25 protein-coding genes are annotated in these 25,742 nt (G+C 70.5%); 13 read left to right on the top strand and 12 right to left on the bottom strand.

Annotated elements, in window-relative coordinates; all coding sequences use genetic code 11:
• Nucleotides 1-110 precede the first annotated feature (110 nt).
• The 4 genes from IE278_RS27135 (at nucleotide 111) to IE278_RS27120 (ending at nucleotide 5,678) form a co-directional block, all read left to right on the top strand.
• On the top strand, nucleotides 111-2,234 hold the full coding sequence (locus tag IE278_RS27135; RefSeq protein WP_189775895.1) for an MMPL family transporter: 2,124 nt from the start codon (nucleotides 111-113) through the stop codon (nucleotides 2,232-2,234).
• A gap of 191 nt (nucleotides 2,235-2,425) precedes the next feature.
• A complete protein-coding gene (locus IE278_RS27130) occupies nucleotides 2,426-3,670 on the top strand; it encodes a sensor histidine kinase (protein ID WP_189775956.1) in 1,245 nt (414 codons plus the stop codon).
• The gene (locus IE278_RS27125; RefSeq protein WP_189775894.1) at nucleotides 3,667-4,335 is read left to right on the top strand and encodes a response regulator; all 669 of its coding nucleotides are present in this window, start codon (nucleotides 3,667-3,669) and stop codon (nucleotides 4,333-4,335) included. The genes IE278_RS27130 and IE278_RS27125 overlap by 4 nt, the downstream gene beginning before the upstream one ends.
• A 128-nt stretch (nucleotides 4,336-4,463) precedes the next feature.
• Nucleotides 4,464-5,678, top strand: a complete 1,215-nt coding sequence (locus IE278_RS27120) for a sialidase family protein (RefSeq protein WP_189775893.1) — start codon at nucleotides 4,464-4,466, stop codon at nucleotides 5,676-5,678.
• A 196-nt stretch (nucleotides 5,679-5,874) separates the two neighbouring features.
• Here the strand turns inward: IE278_RS27120 and IE278_RS27115 are convergent, their stop codons facing one another.
• From IE278_RS27115 to IE278_RS27095, 5 genes are all read right to left on the bottom strand, one after another.
• Nucleotides 5,875-6,810 carry a dihydrodipicolinate synthase family protein gene (locus tag IE278_RS27115; RefSeq protein ID WP_189775892.1) on the bottom strand — a complete coding sequence of 312 codons (936 nt, stop codon included), beginning with the start codon at nucleotides 6,808-6,810 and terminating at the stop codon, nucleotides 5,875-5,877.
• Entirely contained in the window at nucleotides 6,810-7,910 is a 1,101-nt protein-coding gene (locus IE278_RS27110; protein ID WP_246570711.1) for an oligopeptide/dipeptide ABC transporter ATP-binding protein, read from the bottom strand. Before IE278_RS27110 ends, IE278_RS27115 begins: the two co-directional genes overlap by 1 nt.
• A gap of 1 nt (nucleotide 7,911) precedes the next feature.
• Nucleotides 7,912-9,927 (bottom strand): dipeptide/oligopeptide/nickel ABC transporter permease/ATP-binding protein, encoded by a 2,016-nt coding sequence (locus tag IE278_RS27105; protein ID WP_189775954.1) that lies wholly within the window; start codon nucleotides 9,925-9,927, stop codon nucleotides 7,912-7,914.
• Entirely contained in the window at nucleotides 9,927-10,889 is a 963-nt protein-coding gene (locus IE278_RS27100; RefSeq protein WP_189775891.1) for an ABC transporter permease, read from the bottom strand. Before IE278_RS27100 ends, IE278_RS27105 begins: the two co-directional genes overlap by 1 nt.
• Nucleotides 10,890-10,986: 97 nt before the next feature.
• The gene (locus IE278_RS27095; protein ID WP_189775890.1) at nucleotides 10,987-12,615 is read right to left on the bottom strand and encodes an ABC transporter substrate-binding protein; all 1,629 of its coding nucleotides are present in this window, start codon (nucleotides 12,613-12,615) and stop codon (nucleotides 10,987-10,989) included.
• A gap of 231 nt (nucleotides 12,616-12,846) precedes the next feature.
• Between IE278_RS27095 and IE278_RS27090 the strand changes: the two genes are divergently transcribed.
• Together IE278_RS27090 and IE278_RS27085 are read left to right on the top strand one after the other, a co-directional pair.
• Complete coding sequence (locus IE278_RS27090; RefSeq protein ID WP_189775889.1) at nucleotides 12,847-13,617, top strand: FadR/GntR family transcriptional regulator; 771 nt, start codon at nucleotides 12,847-12,849, stop codon at nucleotides 13,615-13,617.
• Nucleotides 13,614-14,060, top strand: coding sequence for a protein-tyrosine phosphatase family protein (locus tag IE278_RS27085; RefSeq protein ID WP_189775888.1), 447 nt, complete (start codon nucleotides 13,614-13,616; stop codon nucleotides 14,058-14,060). Before IE278_RS27090 ends, IE278_RS27085 begins: the two co-directional genes overlap by 4 nt.
• Before the next feature lie 87 nt (nucleotides 14,061-14,147).
• Here IE278_RS27085 and IE278_RS27080 read toward each other — a convergent pair whose 3' ends face one another.
• Nucleotides 14,148-15,761, bottom strand: a complete 1,614-nt coding sequence (locus IE278_RS27080) for a subtype B tannase (protein ID WP_189775953.1) — start codon at nucleotides 15,759-15,761, stop codon at nucleotides 14,148-14,150.
• Nucleotides 15,762-16,178: 417 nt separating this feature from the next.
• Between IE278_RS27080 and IE278_RS27075 the strand changes: the two genes are divergently transcribed.
• From IE278_RS27075 to IE278_RS27055, 5 genes are all read left to right on the top strand, one after another.
• Nucleotides 16,179-16,424, top strand: a complete 246-nt coding sequence (locus IE278_RS27075; protein ID WP_189775887.1) for a hypothetical protein — start codon at nucleotides 16,179-16,181, stop codon at nucleotides 16,422-16,424.
• Nucleotides 16,417-17,286 carry a DUF2637 domain-containing protein gene (locus IE278_RS27070; RefSeq protein WP_373312091.1) on the top strand — a complete coding sequence of 290 codons (870 nt, stop codon included), beginning with the start codon at nucleotides 16,417-16,419 and terminating at the stop codon, nucleotides 17,284-17,286. The genes IE278_RS27075 and IE278_RS27070 overlap by 8 nt, the downstream gene beginning before the upstream one ends.
• Before the next feature lie 661 nt (nucleotides 17,287-17,947).
• Nucleotides 17,948-18,163 carry a hypothetical protein gene (locus IE278_RS27065; protein ID WP_189775885.1) on the top strand — a complete coding sequence of 72 codons (216 nt, stop codon included), beginning with the start codon at nucleotides 17,948-17,950 and terminating at the stop codon, nucleotides 18,161-18,163.
• A 46-nt stretch (nucleotides 18,164-18,209) separates the two neighbouring features.
• On the top strand, nucleotides 18,210-18,962 hold the full coding sequence (gene recO / locus IE278_RS27060) for a DNA repair protein RecO (protein ID WP_189775884.1): 753 nt from the start codon (nucleotides 18,210-18,212) through the stop codon (nucleotides 18,960-18,962).
• A 59-nt stretch (nucleotides 18,963-19,021) separates the two neighbouring features.
• On the top strand, nucleotides 19,022-19,873 hold the full coding sequence (locus IE278_RS27055) for an isoprenyl transferase (protein WP_189775883.1): 852 nt from the start codon (nucleotides 19,022-19,024) through the stop codon (nucleotides 19,871-19,873).
• A gap of 93 nt (nucleotides 19,874-19,966) precedes the next feature.
• On the opposite strand, the gene IE278_RS27050 is transcribed toward IE278_RS27055, so the two are convergent.
• The 4 genes from IE278_RS27050 to IE278_RS27035 all read right to left on the bottom strand — a co-directional run bounded on the left by IE278_RS27050 (nucleotide 19,967) and on the right by IE278_RS27035 (nucleotide 23,206).
• The gene (locus tag IE278_RS27050; RefSeq protein ID WP_189775882.1) at nucleotides 19,967-20,386 is read right to left on the bottom strand and encodes a Fur family transcriptional regulator; all 420 of its coding nucleotides are present in this window, start codon (nucleotides 20,384-20,386) and stop codon (nucleotides 19,967-19,969) included.
• Between the two features lie 59 nt (nucleotides 20,387-20,445).
• On the bottom strand, nucleotides 20,446-21,360 hold the full coding sequence (locus tag IE278_RS27045) for a metal ABC transporter permease (protein WP_189775881.1): 915 nt from the start codon (nucleotides 21,358-21,360) through the stop codon (nucleotides 20,446-20,448).
• A gap of 5 nt (nucleotides 21,361-21,365) precedes the next feature.
• Nucleotides 21,366-22,166 (bottom strand): metal ABC transporter ATP-binding protein, encoded by an 801-nt coding sequence (locus IE278_RS27040; protein WP_189775880.1) that lies wholly within the window; start codon nucleotides 22,164-22,166, stop codon nucleotides 21,366-21,368.
• Between the two features lie 62 nt (nucleotides 22,167-22,228).
• Nucleotides 22,229-23,206 (bottom strand): metal ABC transporter substrate-binding protein, encoded by a 978-nt coding sequence (locus tag IE278_RS27035; protein ID WP_189775879.1) that lies wholly within the window; start codon nucleotides 23,204-23,206, stop codon nucleotides 22,229-22,231.
• Nucleotides 23,207-23,437: 231 nt separating this feature from the next.
• Between IE278_RS27035 and IE278_RS27030 the strand changes: the two genes are divergently transcribed.
• On the top strand, nucleotides 23,438-24,820 hold the full coding sequence (locus IE278_RS27030) for a glycine--tRNA ligase (protein ID WP_189775878.1): 1,383 nt from the start codon (nucleotides 23,438-23,440) through the stop codon (nucleotides 24,818-24,820).
• 82 nt (nucleotides 24,821-24,902) lie between these two features.
• Here IE278_RS27030 and IE278_RS27025 read toward each other — a convergent pair whose 3' ends face one another.
• The gene (locus tag IE278_RS27025) at nucleotides 24,903-25,103 is read right to left on the bottom strand and encodes a hypothetical protein (protein ID WP_189775877.1); all 201 of its coding nucleotides are present in this window, start codon (nucleotides 25,101-25,103) and stop codon (nucleotides 24,903-24,905) included.
• 61 nt (nucleotides 25,104-25,164) lie between these two features.
• The gene (locus IE278_RS27020; protein WP_189775876.1) at nucleotides 25,165-25,518 is read right to left on the bottom strand and encodes a hypothetical protein; all 354 of its coding nucleotides are present in this window, start codon (nucleotides 25,516-25,518) and stop codon (nucleotides 25,165-25,167) included.
• A 29-nt stretch (nucleotides 25,519-25,547) separates the two neighbouring features.
• On the opposite strand from IE278_RS27020, the gene IE278_RS27015 reads away from it, so the two are divergent.
• The gene (locus tag IE278_RS27015) at nucleotides 25,548-25,742 is read left to right on the top strand and encodes a hypothetical protein (RefSeq protein WP_189775875.1); all 195 of its coding nucleotides are present in this window, start codon (nucleotides 25,548-25,550) and stop codon (nucleotides 25,740-25,742) included.

Below are 25,742 nucleotides of genomic sequence, written 5' to 3'. Positions count from 1 at the left end.
ACCCCCGGCGGTAGCCGCCCGCTCCGTCTCTCGCCCGACGTAACCCGCTCTCCCTGCCGGAAGGCTGAACGCCGAAGGGAAAGCGGAAGTCGTCGGAAGGGAGTGCGTTCATGGGGGTCGGGAAGGCAAGCGCGGCGGGCGGCGCCGGACGAAGGCGAGCTGTTCCCTGGGCGGTGCTGGGGCTGTGGATCGCCCTGCTCGTCCTGGCCGCACCGTTCGCGGCGAAGCTCGCCGACGTGCAGCACGACCGGGTCACCGACTACCTGCCGGCGAGCGCCGACTCGACCCAGGTGGCGAAGGTCCAGGAACAGCTGCCCGGCGGCGAGAGCACCGAGCTGGTGCTCGTGTACCACCGGGACGGCGGGCTCAGCGCCGCCGACCGCGAGACCGCGGCCGGGCAGGTCGAGGAGATCGCGGGCAGGCACGAACTGAGCGGCGGGGACCGCGTACCCGAGGGGATCCCGTCCGACGACGGCACGACCCTCATGTACCCGGTCGTCAGCAACGAACCCGGCACCGACGAGAAGCTGCGCGACGCGCTCGTCGAGGACGTCCGGGACATCGCCCACGGCCAGGACGGCCTGAGCGTGGAGGTCGGCGGCACCGGCGCCCTCGCCACGGACGCGGGGAAGGTCTACGACTCGCTCGGCGGCCCCCTGCTCTACACGACCGTCGCCGTCGTCGCCCTCCTGCTGATCCTCATCTACCGCAGCCCGGTGCTGTGGCTCGTCCCGCTCGCCGTCGCCGGGCTCGCCGACTATCTGTCGATGGGCGTCGCGTACGGGCTCAACCAGGCCTTCGGGACCACCGTCTCGGGCCAGAGCTCGGGCGTCATGACGATCCTCGTGTTCGGCGCGGGCACCGACTACGCCCTGCTGCTCGTGTCGCGCTACCGCGAGGAACTGCGGCGCGTCGAGCGCCCGTACGACGCCATGGTGGCTGCCCTGCGCGGCTGCGGGCCCGCCGTGCTCGCCTCCTCCGGCACCGTCGCCGTCGGTCTGCTGTGCCTGCTCGCCGCGGACCTCAACAGCAGCCGGGGGATGGGCCCCCTCGGCACGGTCGGGGTGCTCTGCGCGCTCCTCGCGATGCTGACCCTGCTCCCCGCGATCCTCGTACTGCTGGGACGGCGGGTGTTCTGGCCGCTCGTGCCCGCTTTCGGCAGCGAGCCCAAGCCGCGCCGCCGGAGCCTGTTCGCCGCGATGGGCAGCTCCGCGGGCCGCAGGCCGCTCACCGTGCTCGCGACCGGGGCCGTCCTGCTCGGCGCCCTCGCCCTCGGCACGCTCAACCTGCCCGGGCCGGTCAAGCAGGAGGACTCCTTCGTCGACAAGCCGGAGGCCGTCACCGCCATGGAGACCCTCGCCGGGGCCTACCCCGGCCACGGCACCCAGCCCATCGACGTGATCACCCCGGCGGCGGGCGCGGACCGGGCGCTCGCGACGATCCGGGACACGCGGGGCGTCGAGAGCGCCGAGAAGGGCCGTACGGGGGACGGCTGGACGGAGATCTCCGTCATCGCCGGGGACGCGCCCCAGTCGGCGGGGGAGAGCGCCACCATCCGGGCCCTGCGCGGTCAGCTGGAGGGCTCGTACGTGGGCGGGGCCAGCGCCCAGCAGATCGACCTGGAGGACACCAACAGCCGGGACACGAAGATCGTCGTACCGCTCGTCCTCGTCTCCGTGCTGCTCATCCTGATCGGACTGCTGCGCAGCCTCGTCGCGCCGCTCCTCCTGGTGGCTGCCGTGGTCGCCGTCTGGGGCGCGGCCCTCGGTATCGGCGGTCTGGTCTTCGGGCCGGTCCTCGGCTTCGAGGGAACCGATCCGGGGCTCGGGCTGCTGTCCTTCGTGTTCCTCGTCGCCCTCGGCGTCGACTACGGCATCTTCCTCATGCACCGGATGCGGGAGGAGTCCCTGGCCGGCGCCGACCCCGTGGCCGCCGCGCTCACCGCGCTGCGGACCACCGGCGGGGTCATCGCGTCGGCGGGCCTGGTCCTCGCCGCGACCTTCGCCGTGCTGACGAACATGGGGCTCGTGCAGCTCGTCGAACTCGGCTTCGTGATCGCCGTCGGCGTGCTCCTCGACACCTTCCTCGTACGGACGTACCTGGTGACCAGCGCCAGTGTCGCCCTGGGCCGCAAGGTGTGGTGGCCGGGCGCGCTCTCCCGCGAACCCGGACCGGCCGGGCCCGGCGAACCGACCGAGCCGCCCCGGCGGCCGGAAAGGATCGGCGCGCCCTGAGCGGCCCGACCCCGATCGTCCGATCGACGGACCGTCGTACTCGACCGGGCGCCTCTCCCGCTTCCCGCCGGAGGGGCGCCCCCGTACCGGAGGATGGAGCCGTGCAGGAACGGGGAACGACCATAGCGGCGCGGGAATCGGGGACCACGGGCGTACGCCGTGACGCCCGGCCGCGCCGGCTCGACCGCGTCATGGCGGTCATCAACCGCGACCCGCTCACCGCACCCCACCGCACCCGCAACGACGCGTGCCTCACCGCCGGCGTCGCCGTGGTCGCCGTCCTCCTCGCGCTGCTCGTCGTCGACGGACGCCCGCTCGACCCGCTCGGCTGGGCCCTGCTGGCCGGCGCCCATGTGCCGCTCGTGTGGCGGCGCGGCCGTCCGCTGCTCGTGCTGCTCGCGGTGGCGGCCTGCGCGAGCCCGTACCACGCCCTCGACTACAACCACGCCGTGCCGATCCCCGCGACCCTCCTGGCGCTCTACACGGTCGCGGCGACCGGCACGGTACGCCGCACGCTGCTCACCGCCGTCGTCGTCCTCGGCCCGACGCTGATCATCAACAGTTTCACCAACCCGGACGGGGCACTGGAGCTGCTGCGGACCTCCGGCTGGATCATCGCGGTCCTGTTCTTCGGCGTCGACGCCCGCTTCTACCGCCAGTACGTCGCCTCCATCGTCGAACGGGCCGAACGCGCCGAACGCACCCGGGAGGAGGAGGCCCGGCGCCGCGTCGCCGAGGAGCGTCTGCGGATCGCACGCGATCTGCACGATCTGCTCGCGCACAGCATCACCCTGATCGGCGTGCAGACGTCGGTGGCGGCGCACGTCCTCACCGTCGATCCCGAACGGCTCGACCGCAGAGCCGTCGCCCAGGCGCTCGACGGCATCGCGGAGACCTGCCGGACCGCCAGGGGAGAGCTGCGTACGACGCTGGAGGTGCTGCGGGCGAACGAGCTGAGCGTGAACGTCGCAGGGGAACCGGCGGCGGAGCCCGGTTCCGGTCTCGGTTCCGGGGACGGGCGGGGGCCGTTGCCCGGGCTCGACGGGCTGGCCGCGCTCGCGGAGGCCGCCAGGACGGCCGGCGCCAAGGTCGAACTGGACGTCCACGCGGACGGCGTACCGCCCTCCGTGGGCGCCGCCGCCTACCGGATCGTGCAGGAGGCGCTCACCAACGCCGTGCGCCACGGCGGCCGCGACGACCTCACCGTCAGGGTGGGGCTGCGGACGGCGGAGGGAGCGTTGCGGGTGCGTGTCACGGACGACGGGGCGGGCCCCCGCGGACCGGGGACGACCGACGGCACGCCGGGGTTCGGGCTCGTCGGAATGCGCGAGCGAGCCCGTAGCGTGGGCGGCACACTGGACGCCGGACCGGGCCCCACGGTGGGCTTCGAGGTGACCGCCGCGCTGCCGCTGCCCCGGGAGGACGAGCCCCGATGACGATCCGCGTACTGCTCGCCGACGACCAGACCCTCGTACGCGCCTCGTTCGCGATGCTCGTGGCGTCGGCCGGCGACATGGAGGTCGTCGCCGAGGCGGCCACCGGGCGGGAGGCGGTGGCACTGGCCCGTTCCGCGCGGGCCGACCTCGTCGTGATGGACATCCGCATGCCCGACCTGGACGGCATCGAGGCGACCCGGCTCATCGCCGCCGACGAGGATCTCGCGGGGGTGAAGGTGCTGGTCCTGACGACGTACGACACCGACGAGCACATCGTCGACGCGCTGCGGGCCGGGGCGTCCGGCTTCCTCGTGAAGGACATCCGTCCCGCCGAACTCCTCGACGCCATCCGGACCGTGGCCGCGGGGGAGTCCCTGCTCTCGCCGGGTCCCACCGCGCGGCTCATCGCCCGCTTCCTGCGCGCGCCCGACACGGTGACGTCCGCGGTGGGCGGCCCCGACGGGCTGTCCGAACGGGAGCGGCAGGTGCTCGCCCTGGTGGCGCGCGGGCTCAACAACACCGAGATCGCCGAGGCGCTCGGGCTCAGCCCGCTGACCGCGAAGACCCATGTCAGCCGGATCATGGGCAAGTTGGGGGCGCGCGACCGCGCACAGCTCGTGATCGTGGCGTACGAGTCGGGGCTCGTGATACCCGGGGCGGTCTGAGCCGCCTCGACTCCCGGCGGTGACTCCCGGCAGTGACTCCGGTGAGTGCAGGGGCATTGCCCTGTCCCTCGGGGCGCACTAGTTTCACCGCCGACATCCCACGTCCCATGTCTTGGTAAGGGTGAGCCGTGTCCATAAAGAGCTGTCTTCGTCCGAGCGCCCTCGCTGCCGTCGTCGCCGGACTCGCCGCCGCGCTCGCGTCCCCCGGGCCCGCGGACGCGGCCGAACGCCCCGCGCGGGGATGCGTCTCCTCCGTCCCCTTCACGGCCGGGGAGAGCGGCTACGACACGTACCGCATCCCCGCCACCGTCACCACCAGGGCCGGCACGGTGCTCGCCTTCGCCGAGGGCAGACACAACGGCGCCGGGGACACCGGCAACATCGACGTCGTCCTCAGACGGTCGGGCGACGGCGGCTGCACGTGGGGGCCGCTGACCGTCGTCGCGGCCGGTGACGGCGACACCCGCGGCAACCCCGCGCCCGTGGTCGATCCCCGTACCGGGAAGGTCGTCCTCCTCACGTCCTACAACAGCGGCGCGGTGACCGAGGCGCAGATAATGCGGGGCGAGGTCACGGCCGGGCAGAGCCGGCGGGTCTTCGTGCAGACGAGCCGGGACGACGGGCGGCGCTTCGGGGCGCCCCGGGAGATCACCGCCGCCGTGAAGCTGCCGGGCTGGCGGTGGTACGCCACCGGGCCCGGGCACGCGGTCGCGCTGACCCGGGGGCCGCACGCCGGGCGGCTCGTCGTGCCCGCCAACCACTCGGCCGCGCCGCCGGACGGCTCCGCCGACACCGGGCAGGAGGCCAGGTACTACGGGGCGCACGCCCTCTACAGCGACGACGGCGGGGTGTCGTGGCGGATCGGGTTCGTGGACGACTCGTACGACGGGGTCGACAACGCGAACGAGAGTGCCGTGGCGCAACTGCCCGACGGGCGGCTGTACTTCAGCTCGCGGGACCAGAACGGGAGCAGTCCCGGGAACCGGCTCGACAGCTACTCCAGTGACGGGGGTGTCACGCTCGACCGGCCCTTCCGGGTGCAGGCGACGCTGTCCGACGTGCCGGTCGTGCAGGGGAGTGTGCTGCAGGTACGGGGGCGTGCGGGGGCTCCGCTGCTGTTCTCGGGGCCGTCCGTGCCGACCGCTCGGCAGGCGATGGCGGTGTGGCGGAGCGGGGACGGCGGGGGGAGCTTCACGAAGGCTCTGACGTTGTCCGGGTGGCGGGCGGCGTATTCGGATCTGGTGCAGTTGGGTGGGGGGCGGGTGGGGGTGCTGTACGAAACGGGCACGACGGGCCCGTACGAGACGATCACCTTCCGGCGGGTGAACGTGGCAGACCTGTAGGGCTTTTCCCCGCCCCCGCCGCCCCTACCCGTTCCCGTCCACGACTCGGGGGCGCTGCCCCCGAACCCCCGCTCCTCAAACGCCGGAGAGGCTAATCCTTCAGCCTGTCCGGCGTTTGAGGACAAGGGGGCGAGGGGGCGCAGCCCCCATGCGTGACGGGAACGGGTAGGGGCGGCGGGGGCGGGAGTAGAAACGGCTACGACAAGCCCGCCCCCGCCAGGAACTTGCCGACCCCTCCGACCTCCTCCGCGGACAGCGGGATCTGGGGCTCCGCCATGGCCGCGCAGGCGATGACCCCTCGCAACTGCAGCGCCGCCTTGAACGCCCCCAGCGCCGCCGAGGAACCGCCCATCCGCCCCCCGTCCCCCACCCGCACCATCCCGAACAGCGAACACAGCCGCTCCTGTTCGGCCCGGGCGAGCGCCCACTCGCCCGCACGGCACAGCCGGTACAGCCGGACGTACCCGGCGGGGTCGACGTTCGCGAGCCCCGGCACCGCCCCGTCCGCCCCCATCGCGAGCGCGGAGTCGACGACCAGCTCGGACCCGGTCAGCACGCTGAAACCGGTGACGCCGGGGTGCGCCCGGGCCCCGGTCACGACCGCCCGGAACCCGCCCTCGTCCCCGCTGGAGTCCTTGAGCCCGGCCAGCGTCCCGTCGGCCGCCAGTTCGAGGACGAGGTCCGCGCCCAGCTTGGAGTGGACGGCGACCGGCAGGTCGTACGCGAAGACGGGCACCGGCGAACGGGCGGCGACGAGACGGTAGTGGCGGGCGATCTCCGCCGGATGCGTGCGCGTGTAGAAGGGCGCCGTCACGACCACGGCGTCGGCGCCCGCGTCCGTGACGTACCGGACGTGGTCGAGGACGCGCGGGGTCGTCATGTCGATGGCGCCAGCGAGGACGGACACCCCGCCCGCCACATGGCCGACGACCGTCTCGACGACCAGGCGCCGTTGGCGGTCCGTCAGGTACGCCGCCTCGGAGGACGTGCCGAGGACGAACAGGCCGTCCACCCCGGCCTCCAGCAGATGGTCGACCAGTCGGATCAGTGAGGGGACGTCCACCTCGCGGTCCGGTGTCAGGGGCGTGCAGACGGGCGGTACGACACCGGTCAGCGGGGCGGGAAGGGTCATCAAGGCTCCTTCGGAAGGTCGGCCGGAGCGGCGGCGGGAGTGGCGGCGGGAGTGATGGCCAGGGCCGTCGCCTCCGGTACGGCGGTGACCGCCTGGGCGACCAGGTCGCGGGTCGACAGGCCGTCCTCCACAGGATGGTGGCAGCGGAAGCGGTGCCCGGGGGTCGACGCGGCCGCGAAGCCGGGCATCGTCTCGGCGCACACCCCGTCCGCCTTCCAGCAGCGCGTCCGGAAGGGGCAGCCGCTCGGCGGGCGGGTGGCCGACGGGACGGGGCCGACGAGCGGGATCGGGTCGATGGGGTCCAGCAGACCGGGCGTCGCCGAGAAGAGGGCCCGGGTGTACGGGTGCCGGGACCGGTCGGTCACCTCGTCGGCCGGGGACTCCTCGACGATCCGGCCGAGGTACATCGTGATGACGCGGTCGCTCATCCTCCGTACGGTCTGGATGTCGTGGCTGACGAAGACCAGGGCCAGGCCGAGCCGTTCCTTCAGGTCGAGGAGGAGGTTGAGGATCTGGGCGCGGACCGAGACGTCCAGCGCGCTCGTCGGTTCGTCGGCGACCACCAGGTCCGGGTCGAGGGCCAGTGCCCGCGCGATGGCGACCCGCTGGCGCTGACCGCCGGAGAGCTGGCCGGGGAGGCCGTCCGCCAGTGCCCGGGGGAGTCCGACCAGGGACATCAACTCGCGTACCCGGTCGTCCCGTTGCGCGGGCGTGCCCCGCCGGTGCACATCGAGGGGGTCGCGCAGGATCTGCCGTACCGTCAGCCGGCGGTTCAGGGCCGTCGACGGGTCCTGGAAGATCATGCCGGTGCCCGCGCCCACCGTCGTCCGGCGCAGCGCCGGGGCCATCGTCCACAGGTCGCCGCCCCGCAGGGACACCGTCCCGGAGGTCGGCTTCTGCACGCCCACCAGGACCTTGGCGAGCGTCGACTTGCCGCAGCCGGACTCGCCGACGACGCCCACCGTCTCGCCGGGCGCGATGGTGAGACCGGCGCCCGTCAGGGCGTACACCCGGTCGCGGGAGAACAGGCCGCCGGTGCGCGCCTTGTGGACGACGTGCACGTCGTCGAGTTCCACCAGGGGGGTGACTGGTCCGCTCACGTCACGGCCTCGCTTCCGTCGGCTCGGCCGGGCCGGCCGTGGTCGTGGTGGGCGTCAGAACGATCGCCGGGTGGTGGCAGGCGACCTCGTGGTGGCCGGGCGGGCCCGCCAGGCGCGGAGCCGTCGTCCGGCACACCTCCGTGGCCATCGGGCAGCGGTCGGCGAACCGGCAGCCCGCCGGGAAGTCCGCCGGGGACGGCACGACCCCCTTGACCTGCGTCATCCGTTCGGCCGCCGACTCCAGCGACAGGACGCTGCCGAGGAGGCCGCGCGTGTAGTGGTGGGACGGCGACTCCACGAGGTCCGCGGTCACGCCCGACTCGACGATCTGGCCGCCGTACATGACGACCACCCGGTCGGTGACGTCCGCGACGAGCGCCAGGTCGTGCGAGACGAGGACGAGCGCGAAGTCCAGCTCGGTCCGCAGGCGCAGCAGCAGCTCTATGATCTGCGCCTGCACGGTGACGTCGAGGGCGGTCGTCGGTTCGTCGGCGACGATCAGCTTGGGGTCGCGGGAGAGTGCCATCGCGATCAGTACGCGCTGGCGCTGGCCGCCGGACAGCTCGTGCGGGTAGCTGCGCAGGGTGCGCTCCGGGTCGAGGCCGACCAGTTCGAGGAGTTCGGTGCCCGTGCGGGTGCCGCCCCTTCTGATCACCTGTTTGAGCTGGGAGCGGACCGTCATCGCCGGGTTCAGCGAGGACAGGGCGTCCTGGTAGATCATCGCCATCTCGTGGCCGAGGAGTTTGCGCCGTACGCTCATCGGCTCGCCGACCAGCTGCCGCTGGTTGAACCGCACCTGGCCGCGGACCCGCGCGCCCTTCGGCTCCAGGCCCATCACCGTGAGCGCGGTCAGCGACTTGCCGCAGCCGGACTCACCGACCAGACCCAGGACTTCACCGGGCTGTACGTCGAAACTGATGCCGTCGACGATGTCCACACCGCCGTGGCGGGCGTCGAAACCGATGGCCAGGTTCTCGACGCTCAGCACCGGCTGCTGCCCCTGGGGCAGGGGGCGGGCCCGGCCGCGCAGCCGCCGGGCCGCCTCGGTCAGGCCCGGCAGCTCAAGGACCTTCCCGCTGCCGGGCTCGGGGGCCTCAAGACGGTCCTCCTCCTCGCGCGCCGACACGTCCCGGGCCGCGGGCGCCGCCCACGCGTCCGAGACGCCCTCGGAGAGGATGTTCAGGGAGAGCACGGTGACCAGCATCAGCAGGCCCGGGAACACGGTCGCCCACCAGCCGCCGGTCAGCACCATGTTCTTGCCGTCCGCGATGACACTGCCCCAGGACGGGTCGGGCGGCCTGACACCCGCGCCGATGAAGGACAGCGACGCCTCGAAGACGATCGCCTCGGCGACCTGCACCGTGCAGAAGACCAGGACCGGGGCGGCGCAGTTGATGGCGACGTGCCGCCACACGATGTGCGGGGTGCGCGCTCCGATGACCCGCTCGGCGGTCACGTAGTCCTCGCCGTACTGGGCCATCACGTTGGCCCGTACGACCCGGGCCATCGGCGGCATGTACAGGAACGCGATCGCGCCGATGAGGATCGGGATGCCGCCGCCGAACACCGCGACGAAGACGGCCGCGAGCGCGATGCCCGGGAACGCCATGACGATGTCCAGGCCGCGCATCAGCGTCTCGTCCAGGGCCTTGCGGGAGGTCGCCGCGATCGCGCCGATGACCGCGCCCACGACCAGCGCGAGACCGGTCGCGCCGAGGCCGATGGCCAGGGACCAGCGGGCCCCGTACATCAACCGGCTGAGGATGTCCCGGCCGAGGCTGTCCTGGCCCATCCAGTGGTCGCCCGAGGGCGCGCCCTCGCCGTGGCCCTCGTCGATCCGCGGGAACTGTTCGAGCGGGTCGTGCGGGGCGATGAGCGGGGCCAGCAGCGCCGTGAGGACGACGACCCCGATGACGACGACGGCGATCCCGGACATCAGGGGCAGCCGGGTGAACCCCTTGAGGCGGACGCCGGGCAGGGAGAGCGCGTCGGTGAGCCGCTTCCGGTACATCAGCATCATGCCTCGGCACTCCTCAGACGCGGGTTGACCAGCAGATAGAGGATGTCGATGAAGAGGTTCACGATGACGAACCCGAAGGCGATCGTCAGGACGCCGCCCTGCACGACGGCCGGATCACCGTTCTTCACGGCGTCGATCATGAGCTTTCCCATCCCCGGCAGGTTGAAGATCGTCTCGATGACGACCGCCCCGCCGAGCAGATAGCCGACGCGCAGCCCCAGCACGGTCAGCGGGTTCATCAGGGCGTTGCGCAGCACGTTCCGGCCGACCACGACCACCGGCGGCAGCCCGCTGCCGATCGCGGTGCGTACGTAGTCCCGGTCCAGCTCCTCCACCACGGCCGTGCGGACGATCCGGGTGAGCTGGGCGGCGACCGGCAGCGACAGGGCAAGCGCGGGCAGCGTCATGGTCTTCAGCCAGCCGGTCAACGAGTCGGCCGGATTGACGTATCCGCTGGTCGGGAACCAGCCCGCGTCCACGGCGAGGTACTGGATCATCAGCAGCGCCAGCCAGAAGCCGGGCGCCGCGACCCCCGTCAGCGAGACGACCCGGATCAGCTGGTCGGGGAAGCGGTCCCGGTAGATCGCGGCGGTGACCCCGCCGAGCAGCGCCAGCACCACCGCGATGCCCAGGCCCAGGAAGGTCAGCTGCATGGTGAGCGGCAGCGCGGTGGTGACCTGGTCGACGACCGGGGCCCTGGTCAGCGCGCTGACTCCCATGTCACCCCGGAGCAGATCCCCGACGAAGTCGAAGTACCGCACGATGAACGGGTCCAGCAGTCCGTTGCGCTCCCTGAAGTCGTGCAATTGCTGCTCGGTCGGGTTCGCGCCCTGGAAGTACGCGGACGCCGGATCGCTGTCCGAGAACCGCATCACGATGAACACGAACATGATGATCCCGAGCATCAACGGAACAAGCAGAACGATCCGCCGGATCAGAATTCTGAAGACCGCGACCACGGTTACCTGTGTCTCCTCGCCGCCACTGGCGATACCGATTCGAATGGCCGGATGCAGCGTGTCCGGCCACAACGGACCCGCACTTTCCGCGCGGCCTCTAGACCCACTTCGCCTGAAGTACGTTTATCCCCGGGTACGGCTGCGCCCGAACACCCGAAAGATCCTTCGCGTCCCACGCGGTGATCAATTCGTTGTGCACCACCGGATAGATCACCGCGTTCTCGGCGACGACATCGATGTAGTCCTGAGTCATCGTCTTCTTCCGCTCGGCGTCCGGCTCCCGCGTAGCCGCGTCCATCCGCTTGAAGAGGTCCTTGGCCACAGAACTCCCCTCCCAGCGCGCATAGCGCATCCAGGTGTTCCCGGGCCCGTAGTTGTAATGCATGATCAGATCCGCGTCGAGCCCGAACTGGTTCGGGTTGGACGCGGCGGCGACGACCTGGAAGTCCTTCTTCTGGTCGAGCTTCGTGAAGAGCGCGGCCGTCTCCTGCGGTTCGAGCGTCGTCTCGACGCCGATCGCGTCCCAGGACGCCTTGACCGTCGGCAGACAGTCCACGATCCAGCTCACGTTGACCGCCATCAGCGTGACCTTCAGCCCGCTGACCCCGGCGGCCTTCAGGAGCGCCTTGGCCTTGTCCGGGTCGTAGTCGTAGACGGGCTTCGCCCTGCGGTACGTCGGATTGCCCTCGTTGAGGAACGACGAGGCCGCCTTTCCGTGCCCGCGCAGCGCGGCCTGGATCATTTTCTCCTTGTCGATCGCGTAATGCAGCGCCTGCCGCACCCGTACGTCGTCGAAGGGTTTGTGGGCGATGTTGAAGAGGAGGAACAGGTGGTTCATGCCCGCCCCGCCCTCGACCTTCAGGCCGCCCTTCTCCAGCTGGGAGATATTGGCGTACGGGATGTTGTCCGAGATCTGCGCGCCCGCGCTCGAACCGGAGATCTTCGCCACCCGCGGCGCGGCATCCACTATCGTCAGCCAGTTCATCTTCTTGAACGCGGCCTTTCGCGGCCCGTTGTAGTCGGCGAACGCGGCGAAGGTGGTGTTGGACTTCGGGTGGTGGGCGGTCTGCCGATAAGGGCCCGAGCCGACCGCCTTTCCCGTTGTCGCCTCGTCCAGCGCACCCGCCGTGCCGAACACGTGCTTCGGCATGATCTTCGCGAGCGTGAGCCGCTGCGCCCCGTCCGGGAACGGGAACTTGAGAATGAGTTCCACCGAGGTGTCGTCGACCTTCTTCACCTCCTTCAGCCAGGACGCGAAGAAGTTCGTGGCGAGGGTCGTCGTCTTCGGATCGAGTACGCGGTCGTAGGTGAAGACCACGTCGTCGGCGGTGACGGGCTGCCCGTCGTGCCACTTCGCGCCTTCCCGCAGCGTGAACTTCCAGGTGGTCGCCTGGAGATCCGCCGGGATGGCGGTCGCCAGCGCCGCGTACGGCTCACGGCTGATCGGGTCGGTGTCGAGCAGCCCCTCGTAGACGTGGTGGTTGCCGGCCATGGCGAAGGCGGAGGCCGTCATCAGCGGGTCCCAGCTCTGGTCGTTGCCGTAGCCGATGACCGCGGTGAGCGTCCGGTCGGCGCCCTCGCCCTCGCCGCCCGTCTCGTTCGTGGACTCCGGGCCCGAGGAGCAGGCGGAGAGCGTGGAGGCGATCGTGGCGGCGGCGCCGAGCGCGCCGGTGTACTTCAGGAACGACCGGCGGTGCAGCGCCGGTGCGGGGGTCGCGTCGCGCACGGTTCCTCCAGCAAGGAGTGGGAGATACGACGTCCTACGTCATAGGTGCAGCGTGACGATAAGAGGGGGCGTGGGGGCGGTCAAGGGAACGCGCACGAATGCCGTTTCTGCCAGAGGTGCGACCAATGTCGGCCCGGCACGACCAGAGTTGACGCACGGTCAACCGTGGATTGACGTGGATCCTGTCCGGAGGTGGGACGTGGGATGTCCCTGCCGCGTACGATGCGGCGCATGCCCGACCGGCGCGCATCCGACGACTCCAGGAACTCCCTTCCCCCGGCGCGCTCCACCCGCGAGCGGCGCGTGAGCAGTCAGATCCAGCGAGAGGTCACCCAGCTGATCCTCGACCGCAGACTCCGGGCCGGTGCGCCCCTGCCCACCGAGACCGAGCTGATGGAGTCCCTCGGCGTCAGCCGCAACTCCGTGCGCGAGGCGCTGAAGGCGCTCCAGGCCCTCGACATCGTCGAGATCAGACACGGTTACGGCACCTATGTCGGGCAGGCCTCGCTGACCCCGTTCGTCGACGGCCTCACCTTCCGCACCCTGGCCCGGCAGGGCGACGACACCGACGAGACAGGGGCGTTGGCCGAGATACTCCAGGTCAGGGAAGTCCTGGAGGAGGGGCTGATGCGGCGGGTCGCGGGGGAGCTGTCGGACGGGGAGCTGGCGCGCCTTGAGGGGGTGGTGGACCGGATGGAGGAGGCGGGCCTCGCGGGCCGCCCGTTCCCCGAACTCGACCGCGAGTTCCACGAATTGCTGTACGCACCCCTCGGAAATGCCCTGGTGCCGCAGCTGTTGGGCGCCTTCTGGACCGTCTTCCGGCGGGTCTCCGGCGTCCGGGGCTGGACGGACGACCCGGCGCCCGCGGTCACCGTCCGCCGCCACCGTGACATAGTCGTCGCCCTGCGGGCGCACGACGTCGACGCGGCGCAGCGGGCGATGGCGGACCATTTCCGGGGCATCGAGGCGAGGGCCGCCCAGGAGTCACGAGGGGTCGGATGACGGCGAGTTGGGACGAGGGGACACCCGGAGTGCTCCGGCTGCCGTCCGGGCGGGCGGTACGGGGACGGGGGCTCCGCAACACACTCGACCCCGCGCTCGTCCGCCCGACGTACGGCGTCTACCTCCTGGGCAGACAACCGTCCACGCTCGCCGAACTCCCCTGGGAGACCCGGTGGTTGCGATGGCCGGACTTCCGGCTGCCGACGGACCGGGCGGCGGCGCGGACGGTGCTGACGGACGCCTGGGAGCGGGCCGCGGACCCTGCCCAGCGCGTCGAGATCGCCTGCAGGGGCGGGCGTGGACGGACGGGCACGGCCCTGGCCTGCCTCGCGGTCCTCGACGGCGTGCCGCCCGAGGAGGCCGTGCAGTTCGTACGACGGAACTACGACCGCCACGCCGTGGAGACCCCGTGGCAGCGAAGGTACGTACGCACGTTCGGGTGAGTGTGCCCCGCGTCCGTGTGCCCCGCGTCCGTGGGGCGCGGGGCGTGGGGCGAGAGTGACAGAGGGTGGGAGAGGCAGGGGCAGGGGCTACTTCTTCACCCGGTAGCCCGTCACCTTGGCGATCCAGGCCATGAAGTCGGCCGGGTCCTCGTTGGAGCCGTGTCCGGCGTCCCAGTACATGAAGGCGTCGACGTCGTCCCCCAGGTTCTCCAGGCTCAGGGCGAGGTTGCCGACGACGCTCAGCGAGGTGTCGCTGTCCTTGGTGCCGACCCGGATCCACCAGTGCTTGGAGCGGCCGGGATGGTGCTTCCCGATGAAGTACATCGGGTTCATCAGGTCGATCTTCGCGGGCAGGTCGCCGGCCGGCCGTGCGCCGGAGCTGCCCTCGTGCCGCAGGCTGTACAGCGTGAAGTGCCGCGCCTTGGTGGTCCCCGTGCCGAACAGGTTGTTCTCGCCGGAGGACAGGTCGAAGGCGTCGAACGCGGGCGCGTCCTTCTTCCGGGCGCCCACGTGGGTGAGGAAGTCCTTCCAGGAGAAGGTCGCCCGGCCGCCGGACCAGGTGATGAAGGTGTTCGCGGCGAGGTAGGCCGCCCGCGCGGTGTCGGAGAGCGCGGCGAGGTACCTGGTCGCGGACGGCTCCAGGTACGTACGCACGAGGTACGCGTCGAGATTGCGGGCCGTGACCGTGCCGAAGCCCTTGGCGCGCAGTTTCAGGGAGGCCTGGTGGTCGGCGAAGGCGGTGGTCAGCTCCTTGGAGACCGCCTGGTCGACGAGTGAGCCGGAACTGAGCTCGTTCGCGCCCCAGTTCCACTCGTACGCCATGTCGGCGTGCTCCAGATCGGCGATGGGGCACCAGTCGCCGCTCGCGAAGATCGCGTCGCTCGCGTCGGCCGCGCCGATCTCCTTGAGGTACGCGTCGTAGAGCGGGCTGTCGCCCGAGGCGCCGAGCAGGGCGGACAGGGCGCCGCCCGCGCTGGTCCCGGAGGAGACGATCCGGTCGGTGTTCCCCGGGATACGGCCCTTGTTGGCGCGCAGGTACCGCACGGCGGCCTTCAGGTCCACGATGGCGGCCGGCGCGGTGCCGTAGTAGGTGCCGGAGGAGTCGACGAGGGTACGGCCCCGGGCGCCGGGCTCCACGACGACGTACCCGGTGACCAGGGCCAGCTTGCCGAGGTCGACCATCTCGCCCCGGCCGTCGAGCATCGCGTTGCCGCCGGACTGCACACCGCCGGAGGCGGAGGCGGAGGCGGAGGCGCTGGGCGCGGCAGAGGCACTGGCACCGGCGCCCGCGCCGCCTGTCGCGGCGCCGGGGGCGCCCGTCATGGCGGTCCCGCCCACGCCCGTGGCGTCGGCCACGGACGACGGCATGTATCCGCCGACCGCGTTGGCGAGAAGGATGGGGGCGCCGGTGGCGTCGACCGTCCTGCCGTCGATCGCGACCGGAACGCTGATGTTCAGGCTCTGGTACTTCTCGTCCACCGGCTTGGTGACGTAGGTGATGGCCTTGTAGAAGTGGTACTTCACCTCGTGGTCGTCACCTGCGGCGTCCGTGATGGTCGTCGTCAGCTCGGTGTAGGCGTCCTTGTCGAAGACGAGGGCACCGGACGCGTTCGACGCTTTCGCGGCGGACCCGCCCGACGCCTGCGCGCTCAGGGCGAAGCCGCCGGCGGCCGCGACTCCCGCGGTCGCGCCGATGCCCATGACGACACTCCTGCGCTTCACTGCCCGGTGCTTCACGATGTCTCCCAAGTCCGCGGCCGGCGGTGTACGGGCCACCGCCGATCTCTTCCGCGAACGTAATTCGCCGCCGGGAAAAGTGTCAACAATTCTGTTGAAGTCATTGTCGGCACCTAGCCGTTCACGTGGAACCCACAGCTTTCGACGGCTGTCCGCGGCGGGCGTGCCCGGCGCCGGCGCGGCGGTGCGGGCGGCGCCAGGTATAAGAATCCCCGGTAGCAAAAACTTCTCTTCGGGCAGCGTGGAGTCTGAATTACAAATCCTGTGTCAATGATTTTGGTGGCTTTATGCTCACTCCTTTGCCGCGCACCCGAGTAGGGGCTGCCGCGTTAGCGACGTATGAAAAAATCAAAGCCAGCCGACACTTCCACCGCCGTCCGCATGGTGCGGAAAGACGCCATGGGAACCCCTGCGGTGGTGATGGGGCGGTACATCTTCACCCCTGCCGCCGCCTATTCGGCCCCGGGGGCCCGCGGCACTCTGCACGGGGACGGAAAACCGGTCGAGCTGTATGTTACCGAGCCACTGCTGGGTGAATTCGTGGAATACCTGAGCAGGGCGCAGAAGGATCTCGATCAACGATGGGGTGCCCAGGAGCCGTCCGACGGGAATGTGGCCCATGTCTGACCGGGGCAGGCATTCGATGGACGACTACGCGGACCTCTTCGTACCGGGCGACTATTCCGGTGCCCGGCAGGCCGGGGTCGGCGGCGGACGGCACCGCGGTCCCGTCGACATGCGGCACGCGGGAGCGCCCGCGGATCCCCTCGACTCGGCCTGGGACCCGGTCGAGGAGATGACCTACCTCCTCCAGGACGCGGTCCAGGACGCCGGCGCGCAGGAGCAGGCCACGACCGTGCCGCGGCCCCGCAGCGGAAGCGCGCCCCATGTCGCCCTCACCGGTGACCCGATGGACAACCTGGCCACCATCACCGCCGAACTGCCGGCGATCAGGTCCCACCCCGCCGGGCATCGGAAGGTACGCGTCCGCAGGGTGCGCTTCACCTGGCTGCAGACCGTCAGCTTCCTGATCGCCGCGCTGGCGGCCGTGGTCGTGTCGATGGTGAGCGTCTTCGGCGGGATCGTGTCCTACGTCCCCCTGCGCCACGTCGCGTTCCGCACGCAGAGCGGCACGGCCGTCTGGTGGCCTCTGCTGGTCTACGGGCCGTGGATGGTCGCCTCGCTCTCCGTTCTGCGCGCCGCACTGCACCAGCGCCGGGCCGCGCATTCCTGGTTCGTCGTCCTGCTGTTCTCCTCCGTCGCGATGGCACTCTGCGCGGCGCAGGCCGACCGGACCTTCACCGGCATCGCCGCGGCGGTCCTGCCGGCCGTGGCGGCCCTCGCCTGCTTCCAGCAACTCGTCCGCCAGATCACGATGACCCGGCCGGCCCAGCAGAGCCTGCCGCGGCACCGGCTGTTCACGAGCACCGCGCCACGGACCGTCCTTCCCCCGGCCGACCCGCCGGCGCCGGACGTGGCCGTGCGATGAAGGGGGGCCGGAGCGTCACGCCGTCGTCACGGCGCCGGTGAACTCCCTCCGGCGCGGGGCCCGCGGAGGAGGACGGGCCCCGCGACGACCTTGCCGTGCTCGGAAAGGGCAGCCGGTTTGTAAAGCCCCGTCGAAGCGGTCCTTCCTATCGAACTGTGGCTTCCGCATTACTTGTTCGAATGTCCTGATGCCGTCGGCGCAGCCGCCCGACACAAGAACGCGATAACCCAACTCCGCCTGGGGTCGGCCCGCATCCTCCGGCTGTCTCTCCCGCTCTGTTCCGAAGAACTCACAAGCCGCCCGCCGTGAACCATTGGCCATGGAAAACCCTCTGTACCGCAGCGAAGCCGCTGAGCGTAGAGGTCTTCCAAAGACTAAGTGGTGGGCGTCACCGTGGAGAGGGAAAGAGTAGAACCCGAAAAGGAAGGGGAACACCCGTGAGGTCTGCCCGCCGGGCAACCGACGCACAGCACTCGACGGCCCGCGTCGAACAAGCGGAGGAAACCGTGAAGGAATTGCGCGAAGCACTCGCCACCGCAGGAATTACGTCGCCGACACCCCGGATCGACCCGGCGACCTTGGCGCGAAAGACGCCCCGCCCCCTCGGGGAACCGGGCCGGTGTTCCGTCGGGACGGCGGCCCGGTTCGCGGCGGTGCTCCGGTGAAGCCGCACGTCGGGACGTACGTCGTCGACACCAGGACCGGGCGGGTCGGCAGGGTGATGGGCCACGAGGGGCCGTACGTACAACTGCGCCCGTACGGCGGCGGACGCGAATGGGACTGCCTGCCGGACAGCGTGCGCGGAGCCACCGTGGCGGAACGGCTCAGCGCCGCGACCGCGTACGCCAACGCGCGCAGCCGGGGCGAGGTCCCTTGACCGGGCCCCGGCCACACCCGGCGGACCGGTACGCGAGAATGGGGCCATGAGCCTGTTCCGCGACGACGGCATCGTGCTGCGCACCCAGAAGCTGGGTGAGGCGGACCGGATCATCACCTTGCTCACTCGCGGTCACGGACGCGTACGGGCCGTGGCCCGGGGGGTGCGCCGGACCAAGTCGAAGTTCGGCGCCCGGCTCGAACCCTTCTCCCACGTCGACGTGCAGTTCTTCGCGCGCGGGAGCGAACTGATCGGCCGCGGCCTGCCGCTGTGCACCCAGAGCGAGACGATCGCTCCGTACGGCGGCGGGATCGTCACCGACTACGCCCGCTACACCGCCGGGACGGCCATGCTGGAGACGGCCGAGCGGTTCACGGACCACGAGGGCGAGCCCGCCGTCCAGCAGTACCTGCTGCTCGTGGGCGGGCTGCGCACGCTCGCCCAGGGCGAGCACGAGCCGCACCTCATCCTCGACGCGTTCCTGCTGCGCTCCCTCGCCGTGAACGGGTACGCGCCCAGCTTCGACGACTGTGCCAAATGCGGTATGCCCGGCCCGAATCGCTTCTTCTCGGTCGCCGCGGGAGGTTCCGTCTGCGTCGACTGCCGGGTGCCCGGCAGCGTCGTACCCTCGGCGGGGGCCCTCGAACTGCTCGGCGCGCTGCTGACGGGGGACTGGGCGCACGCGGACGCGTGCGAGCCGCGGTACGTCAGGGAGGGCAGCGGCCTGGTGTCGGCCTACCTGCACTGGCACCTGGAGCGTGGACTGCGTTCCCTGCGGTACGTCGAGAAAAGCACGTGAGCGACAACCGGCCGTACTTGCCGTACTGGCTGTACGAGATCTGAGGAGACGAGAAGCAGATGGTGGTACGCGGGATCCTGGGGCGCCAGCGCCGCGAGTACAAGACGCCGGAACCGCACCCGTCCGGTGCCCGCGCGCCCAAGCTCCCCGGTGAGCTGATCCCGAACCACGTGGCGTGCGTGATGGACGGGAACGGGCGCTGGGCCAAGGAGCGCGGGCTGCCGCGTACCGAGGGGCACCGGGTCGGTGAGGGCGTCGTCATGGACGTCCTGAAGGGCTGCCTGGAGCTGGGCGTCAAGAACCTCTCGCTGTACGCCTTCTCCACGGAGAACTGGAAGCGGTCGCCCGAGGAGGTCCGCTTCCTGATGAACTTCAACAAGGACGTCATCCGGCGCCGGCGCGACGAGATGAACGACCTCGGCATCCGGATCCGGTGGGTCGGCCGGATGCCCAAGCTGTGGAAGTCCGTCGTGCAGGAGCTGCAGGTCGCGCAGGAGCAGACGCAGGACAACGACGCGATGACCCTGTACTTCTGTGTGAACTACGGGGGGCGGGCGGAGCTGGCCGACGCGGCGAAGGCGCTGGCCGCTGATGTCGCCGCCGGGAAGCTTGACCCCGACAAGGTCAATGAGAAGACGATCCAGAAGTACTTGTACTACCCGGACATGCCTGATGTGGACCTGTTCCTGCGCCCCAGCGGCGAGCAGCGGACGTCCAACTACCTGATCTGGCAGTCCAGTTACGCGGAGATGGTCTTCCAGGACGTCCTGTGGCCGGACTTCGACCGGCGTGATCTCTGGCGGGCATGCGTGGAGTACGCGTCGCGGGACCGTCGCTTCGGCGGCGCGGTCCCCAACGAGGATCTCCTCGCCATGGAAGCGGACATGAGGGGCCGCCCGGACCCCAGCTGACGTTCAAAGATTGCGCCGTTCCCCGCGCCCCTGATCAGGGGCGCGGGGAACGGCGCAATCTTTTGTGGCGCGCCAGCACTGGGCCGGTGCTTTCTACGGCTGGTTGCGGGTCGCGCAGTCCGCGCAGGTGCCGAAGATCTCCACCGTGTGCGCGACGTTCACATAGCCGTGTTCCGCCGCGATCGCCTCCGCCCACTTCTCCACCGCCGGACCTTCCACCTCCACGGCCTTGCCGCACACCCGGCACACCAGGTGATGGTGGTGGTCCCCGCTCGCGCAGCGGCGGTACACCGACTCACCGTCGGACGTGCGCAGCACATCCACCTCACCCGCGTCCGCGAGCGACTGCAGCGTGCGGTACACCGTGGTGAGCCCTACGGAATCGCCCTTGTGCTTGAGCATGTCGTGCAGGTCCTGCGCACTACGGAACTCGTCCACCTCGTCGAGCGCCGCCGCCACGGCGGCACGCTGCCGGGTGGAACGGCCCCGAACGGGCGGTCCAGCGGTCGTCACCGTTGCCTCCAAACGTCTGCGGCTTGCCGGGCCATTGTGCCAGCCCGAGCTGGGCGCGGTCAGACGCCGACCTTGCCGGTCGGTGTGCGTGTGGCGGGAATGGCGCACTCGGCCGGGTCCCCCGCCTCCCGCGCCGCGACCAGCGCGGCGGCCCGCGCACGGCGCCTGGCCAGCGGCGTCGCCGCCACCGTGAGCAGCATGAACGCCCCGATGGTCAGCAGCACGATCGTCGCGCCGGGCGGTACGTCCTGGTAGTACGAGGTCACCGTGCCGCCGATCGTCACGCTGACGCCGATCGCCACCGAGATCGCGAACGTGGCGGCGAAACTCCGGCTGAGCTGCTGCGCGGCGGCCACCGGGACCACCATCAGCGCGGAGACCAGCAGCAGGCCGACGACCCGCATGGCGACCGTGACGGTGACGGCGGCCGTGATCGCCGTGAGGAGGTTCAGGGCGCGCACCGGCAGCCCCGTCACCCGCGCGAACTCCTCGTCCTGGCTGACCGCGAACAGCTGCCTGCGCAGCCCGATCGTCACCAGGACGACGAAGGCCGCCAGGAGGCAGATCGCCGTCACGTCCGACTCGGAGACCGTGGAGAGCGAGCCGAAGAGGTACGAGGTCAGGTTGGCGTTGGAGCCGCCGGGCGCGAGGTTGATGAACATCACACCGCCCGCCATACCCCCGTAGAAGAGCATCGCCAGCGCGATGTCGCCGCGCGTCCTCCCGTACCAGCGGATCAGTTCCATCAGGACTGCGCCGACCACGGAGACGGCCGTCGCCATCCACACCGGGGACCAGGAGAGCAGGAAGCCGAGGCCGACGCCGGTCATCGCGACGTGGCCGATGCCGTCGCCCAGCAGGGCCTGGCGGCGCTGGACGAGGTAGATGCCGACGGCGGGCGCGGTGATGCCGACGAGGACGGCCGCGAGCAGGGCCCGCTGCATGAAGGCGTAATCGAGGATTTCGAGGTTCATGGCGATCAGCTCAGCAGTCCCGTCCGGATCGGTTCGGCGTTGTGAGCCGCGTGGGGGTGTACGTGGTCGTGGCCGGGCAGCGCGTGCTGGCCGAGGGCCCGCGGGGGCGGGCCGTCGTGCAGGACGCAGCCGTCGCGCAGCACGACCGCGCGGTCGATGAGCGGCTCCAGCGGGCCCAGCTCGTGCAGCACGAGGAGGACGGAGGTGCCGGCCGCGACCTGCTCCCGCAGGGTCGCCGCGAGGACCTCCTGGCTCGCCAGGTCCACGCCCGCCATCGGCTCGTCCATGATCAGCAGTTCGGGTACGGAGGCCAGCGCGCGGGCGATGAGGACGCGCTGGTGCTGGCCGCCGGAGAGGGCGTCCACGGAGTCCTTGGCGCGGTCGGCGAGGCCCACCAGCTCCAGGGCGTGCCGTACGGCCTCGCGGTCGGCCTTGCGCAGGACGCCGAAGCGGGCGCGGGACAGCCGGCCGGAGGACACCACCTCGGTCACCGTGGCGGGCACTCCGCCGGCGGCCGTCGTGCGCTGCGGTACGTAGCCCACGCGCGCCCAGTCGCGGAAGCGGCGCCGGGGCGTGCCGAACAGCTCGACCTCGCCGCCCGTCACCGGGACCTGGCCGATGATCGTACGGATGGCGGTCGACTTGCCGGAGCCGTTGGCGCCGAGCAGCGCGACGACCTCACCGCGGTGCACGGTGAGGTCGATGCCACGCAGGACGGGGCGCGAGCCGAGTTCGGCCGTCACACCGCGCAGCGCGATGACGGGCGGGCGCGGGTCGGCGGCCGGTGTGCCGGACTCGTTCGTCATGCCGACGTCCTCCGAAGGCTGATCGGGGTGATCGTGCTGCTCATGATGCTGTCATTTCACGGTCACTCGGCGCCCAGGGCCGTCTGCAGGGCCTTGAGGTTGGCGTCCATGACCTGGATGTAGTCGTCGCCCCTGGACTTCTCCGTGATGCCCTCGATCGGGTCGAGCACATCGGTCTTCAGGTTCGCGTCCGCGGCGATGGTCTTGGCGGTCTTGTCGCTGACGAGCGTCTCGTAGAACACCGTGGAGACACCGTCGGCCTTGGCCATCTTCTCAAGGTCCTTGACGCGGTTGGCGCTGGGTTCGCTCTCCGGGTCCAGGCCGTTGATGGCCTCCTCGGTGAGGCCGTAGCGCTCGGCGAGGTAGCCGAAGGCGGCGTGGGTGGTGATGAAGACCTTGGTCTTGGTGTCCCCCAGGCCGTTCTCGAAGCGGGTGTCGAGTCCGTCCAGCTTCTTCACCAGGGCCGCGGTGTTCTTCTTGTACGTCGCCGCGTTGTCCGGGTCGGCCTTCTCGAAGGCCTTGCCCACGCCTTCGGCGACCTCGGCGTACTTCACGGGGTCGAGCCAGATGTGCGGGTCGAGGCCGGAACCTTCCTCGTCCTCGTGGCCGTGTTCGTCCTCGTCCTCGTGCTCGGCCGCGTGGCCGCCGACCTCGGTGCCGTGCTTCTCCAGGGTGGTGAGGGTGGCCGCGTCGACCTTCGTCTTCACCTCGGACTGGCCTATCGCCTCGTCGACGGAGGGCTGGAGATCCTTCAGGTAGAGAGCCACGTCCGACTCCTGGAGCTGCGCGGTCTGCTTGGCGCTGATCTCCAGGTCGTGAGGCTCCTGACCGGGCTCGGTCAGTGTGTTCACGCTGACGTGGCTCCCGCCTATCTCCTCGGCGAGGAACTGCAGCGGGTAGAACGACGCCACGACGTCGAGCTTGCCGCCCTCGCCGTCGGCCGCGCTGGAGTCGGACGAGCAGGCGGAGAGGGAGCCGAGCGTGAGGGCGGTGGCCGCCGCGATCACGGTGGCGGATATGTGGCGTCGTCGTACGTTCATGACACTCATTTTCAGCTGATGTGGAAACGATTGTCAATAAGCTGCCCTGTGATCTGGACTTCATCCCGGTATGCGAGGGCTGTGACGATGAGCGCGGGGGCGGCGTCCGGCCCGTACCCCAACCGATTTGATCCGGGGGGCGGGGCCGCCGGTAATCTGAGGCATTCGCTCTGAAGCAATCGCTGTGAAGCAATCCGCTTCAACGCCCGTCGTCGTAATGAAGAGAGCACCGTGGCCGCCGACAAGATCGACACCATCGTCAGCCTGAGCAAGCGCCGTGGCTTCGTCTATCCGTGCAGTGAGATCTACGGCGGCCAGCGAGCCGCCTGGGACTACGGGCCGCTGGGTGTCGAGCTCAAGGAGAACATCAAGCGTCAGTGGTGGCGCTACATGGTGACGTCGCGCGAGGACGTCGTCGGTATCGACTCGTCCGTGATCCTGGCGACCGAGGTCTGGGTGGCCTCCGGCCATGTCGCCACGTTCTCCGACCCGCTCACCGAGTGCACCTCGTGTCACAAGCGGTACCGCGCCGACCACCTGGAGGAGGCGTACGAGGCCAAGCACAACCGCCTCCCCGAGAACGGGCTCGCCGACCTCAACTGCCCCAACTGCGGCAACAAGGGCACGTTCACCGAGCCCAAGCAGTTCTCCGGCCTGCTCTCCACGCACCTCGGCCCGACGCAGGACAGCGGCTCCGTCGCCTACCTGCGCCCCGAGACCGCGCAGGGCATCTTCACCAACTTCGCCCAGGTCCAGCAGACCTCGCGCAAGAAGCCGCCGTTCGGCATCGCGCAGATGGGCAAGTCCTTCCGCAACGAGATCACGCCCGGCAACTTCATCTTCCGGACCCGCGAGTTCGAGCAGATGGAGATGGAGTTCTTCGTCAAGCCGGGCGAGGACGAGAAGTGGCAGGAGTTCTGGATGCAGGAGCGCTGGAACTGGTACACCGGCCTCGGTCTCCGCGAGGAGAACATGCGCTGGTACGACCACCCGGCCGAGAAGCTCTCGCACTACTCCAAGCGCACCGCCGACATCGAGTACCGCTTCCAGTTCGGCGGCAACGAGTGGGGTGAGCTGGAGGGCGTCGCCAACCGCACGGACTACGACCTGTCCGCGCACTCCAAGGCGTCCGGCCAGGACCTGTCCTACTTCGACCAGGAGGCCGGCGAGCGCTGGACCCCGTACGTCATCGAGCCCGCGGCCGGTGTCGGCCGCGCGATGCTGGCGTTCCTCCTGGACGCCTACGTCGAGGACGAGGCGCCCAACGCCAAGGGCAAGATGGAGAAGCGGACGGTTCTGCGGCTCGACCCGCGGCTCGCGCCGGTGAAGGTCGCGGTGCTGCCGCTGTCCCGCAACCCGGAGCTCTCGCCGAAGGCGAAGGGTCTCGCGACGGCTCTGCGGCAGAACTGGAACATCGACTTCGATGACGCCGGTGCGATCGGTCGGCGTTACCGGCGGCAGGACGAGATCGGTACGCCGTTCTGTGTCACCGTCGACTTCGACACGCTCGACGACAACGCGGTGACGGTTCGCGAGCGGGACACCATGAAGCAGGAGCGGGTGTCCCTCGACCAGATCGAGGGCTACCTGGCGAGCCGCCTCATCGGCTGCTAGTCGCGCCCCTAGAAGCAAAAGATTGCGCCGTTCCCCGCGCCCCTGAAAAGGGGCGCGGGGAACGGCGCAATCTTTTTTGGGGTCAGCTGGGGTCCACCGTTGCCTGGTGGGCCTCCGTGAGGTGTTCCTCCGCTTTCAGCCAGGGCAGGAACTGGGCCGGCTTGCGCCAGCCGCACGTGTCGCATCTGATCGTCCGCTGCATGCCCGTGCGTTGTACCCGTACGACGTGCTCGCGGCCGTGTTGGTCCCAGCGGCTGACTTTGCTGGTGTTGATCTGCAGCATGACGCCTCCTGGTGGTCGCGCTCACCTTGCGCGCGCTATGGAGTGTGCAACAAGAACAACATCAACGGGGGCTCGTAAGCGGTGAGTTCTGTGCGCATTCCGCGTACGGCACCAGCGTGTCGGCATGGCCGGGAAGCCGGCCGACGCGACCGGGGCCGAGTGCGACGTGCTCGATGCCGGTGACGAGGGCGCCGTCGAGGCGCACGCCGCCTCGGTGGCCGAGCGGGCCGGCGTCCGCCCAGGGGCCCGGGGTGATCCTCGCTCTCAACAGCGGGTCCCACAACGGCAGTCCGGTGCTGGGCGGTACGGGGGCGGCCGACGGCGCGCTCGACGCGCTGATCCGCCAACTCGCCCAGGAGGCCGGTCCCGCCGGGGTGCGTGCCCTCGGCATCCGGACCGCGGGCGTGGTCGACACCCTCACCCCCGAGAAGCTGAGCGCCGCGGGTGCGCCCCGCGGCGGACGAGGCCGCCGTGGAAGGCATCCGCGCGCACCTCGACAGCCTGCGGATGACGAAGCGCTCGTCCCGGATCGCGGACATCGCGGACATCGCGGCCCTGGCGGCCTTCCTCGCCTCCGACGCGGCGGCCGGCCTCACCGGCACCTGGGTCAACGTGATCGCGGGGATGTTCCCCAGCTGA

Source organism: Streptomyces tauricus (assembly GCF_014650955.1).
Taxonomy (GTDB): Bacteria; Actinomycetota; Actinomycetes; order Streptomycetales; family Streptomycetaceae; genus Streptomyces; species Streptomyces tauricus.
Note: the sequence above shows the minus strand (reverse complement) of the source record. Positions and strands in the feature narration are given on the sequence as shown.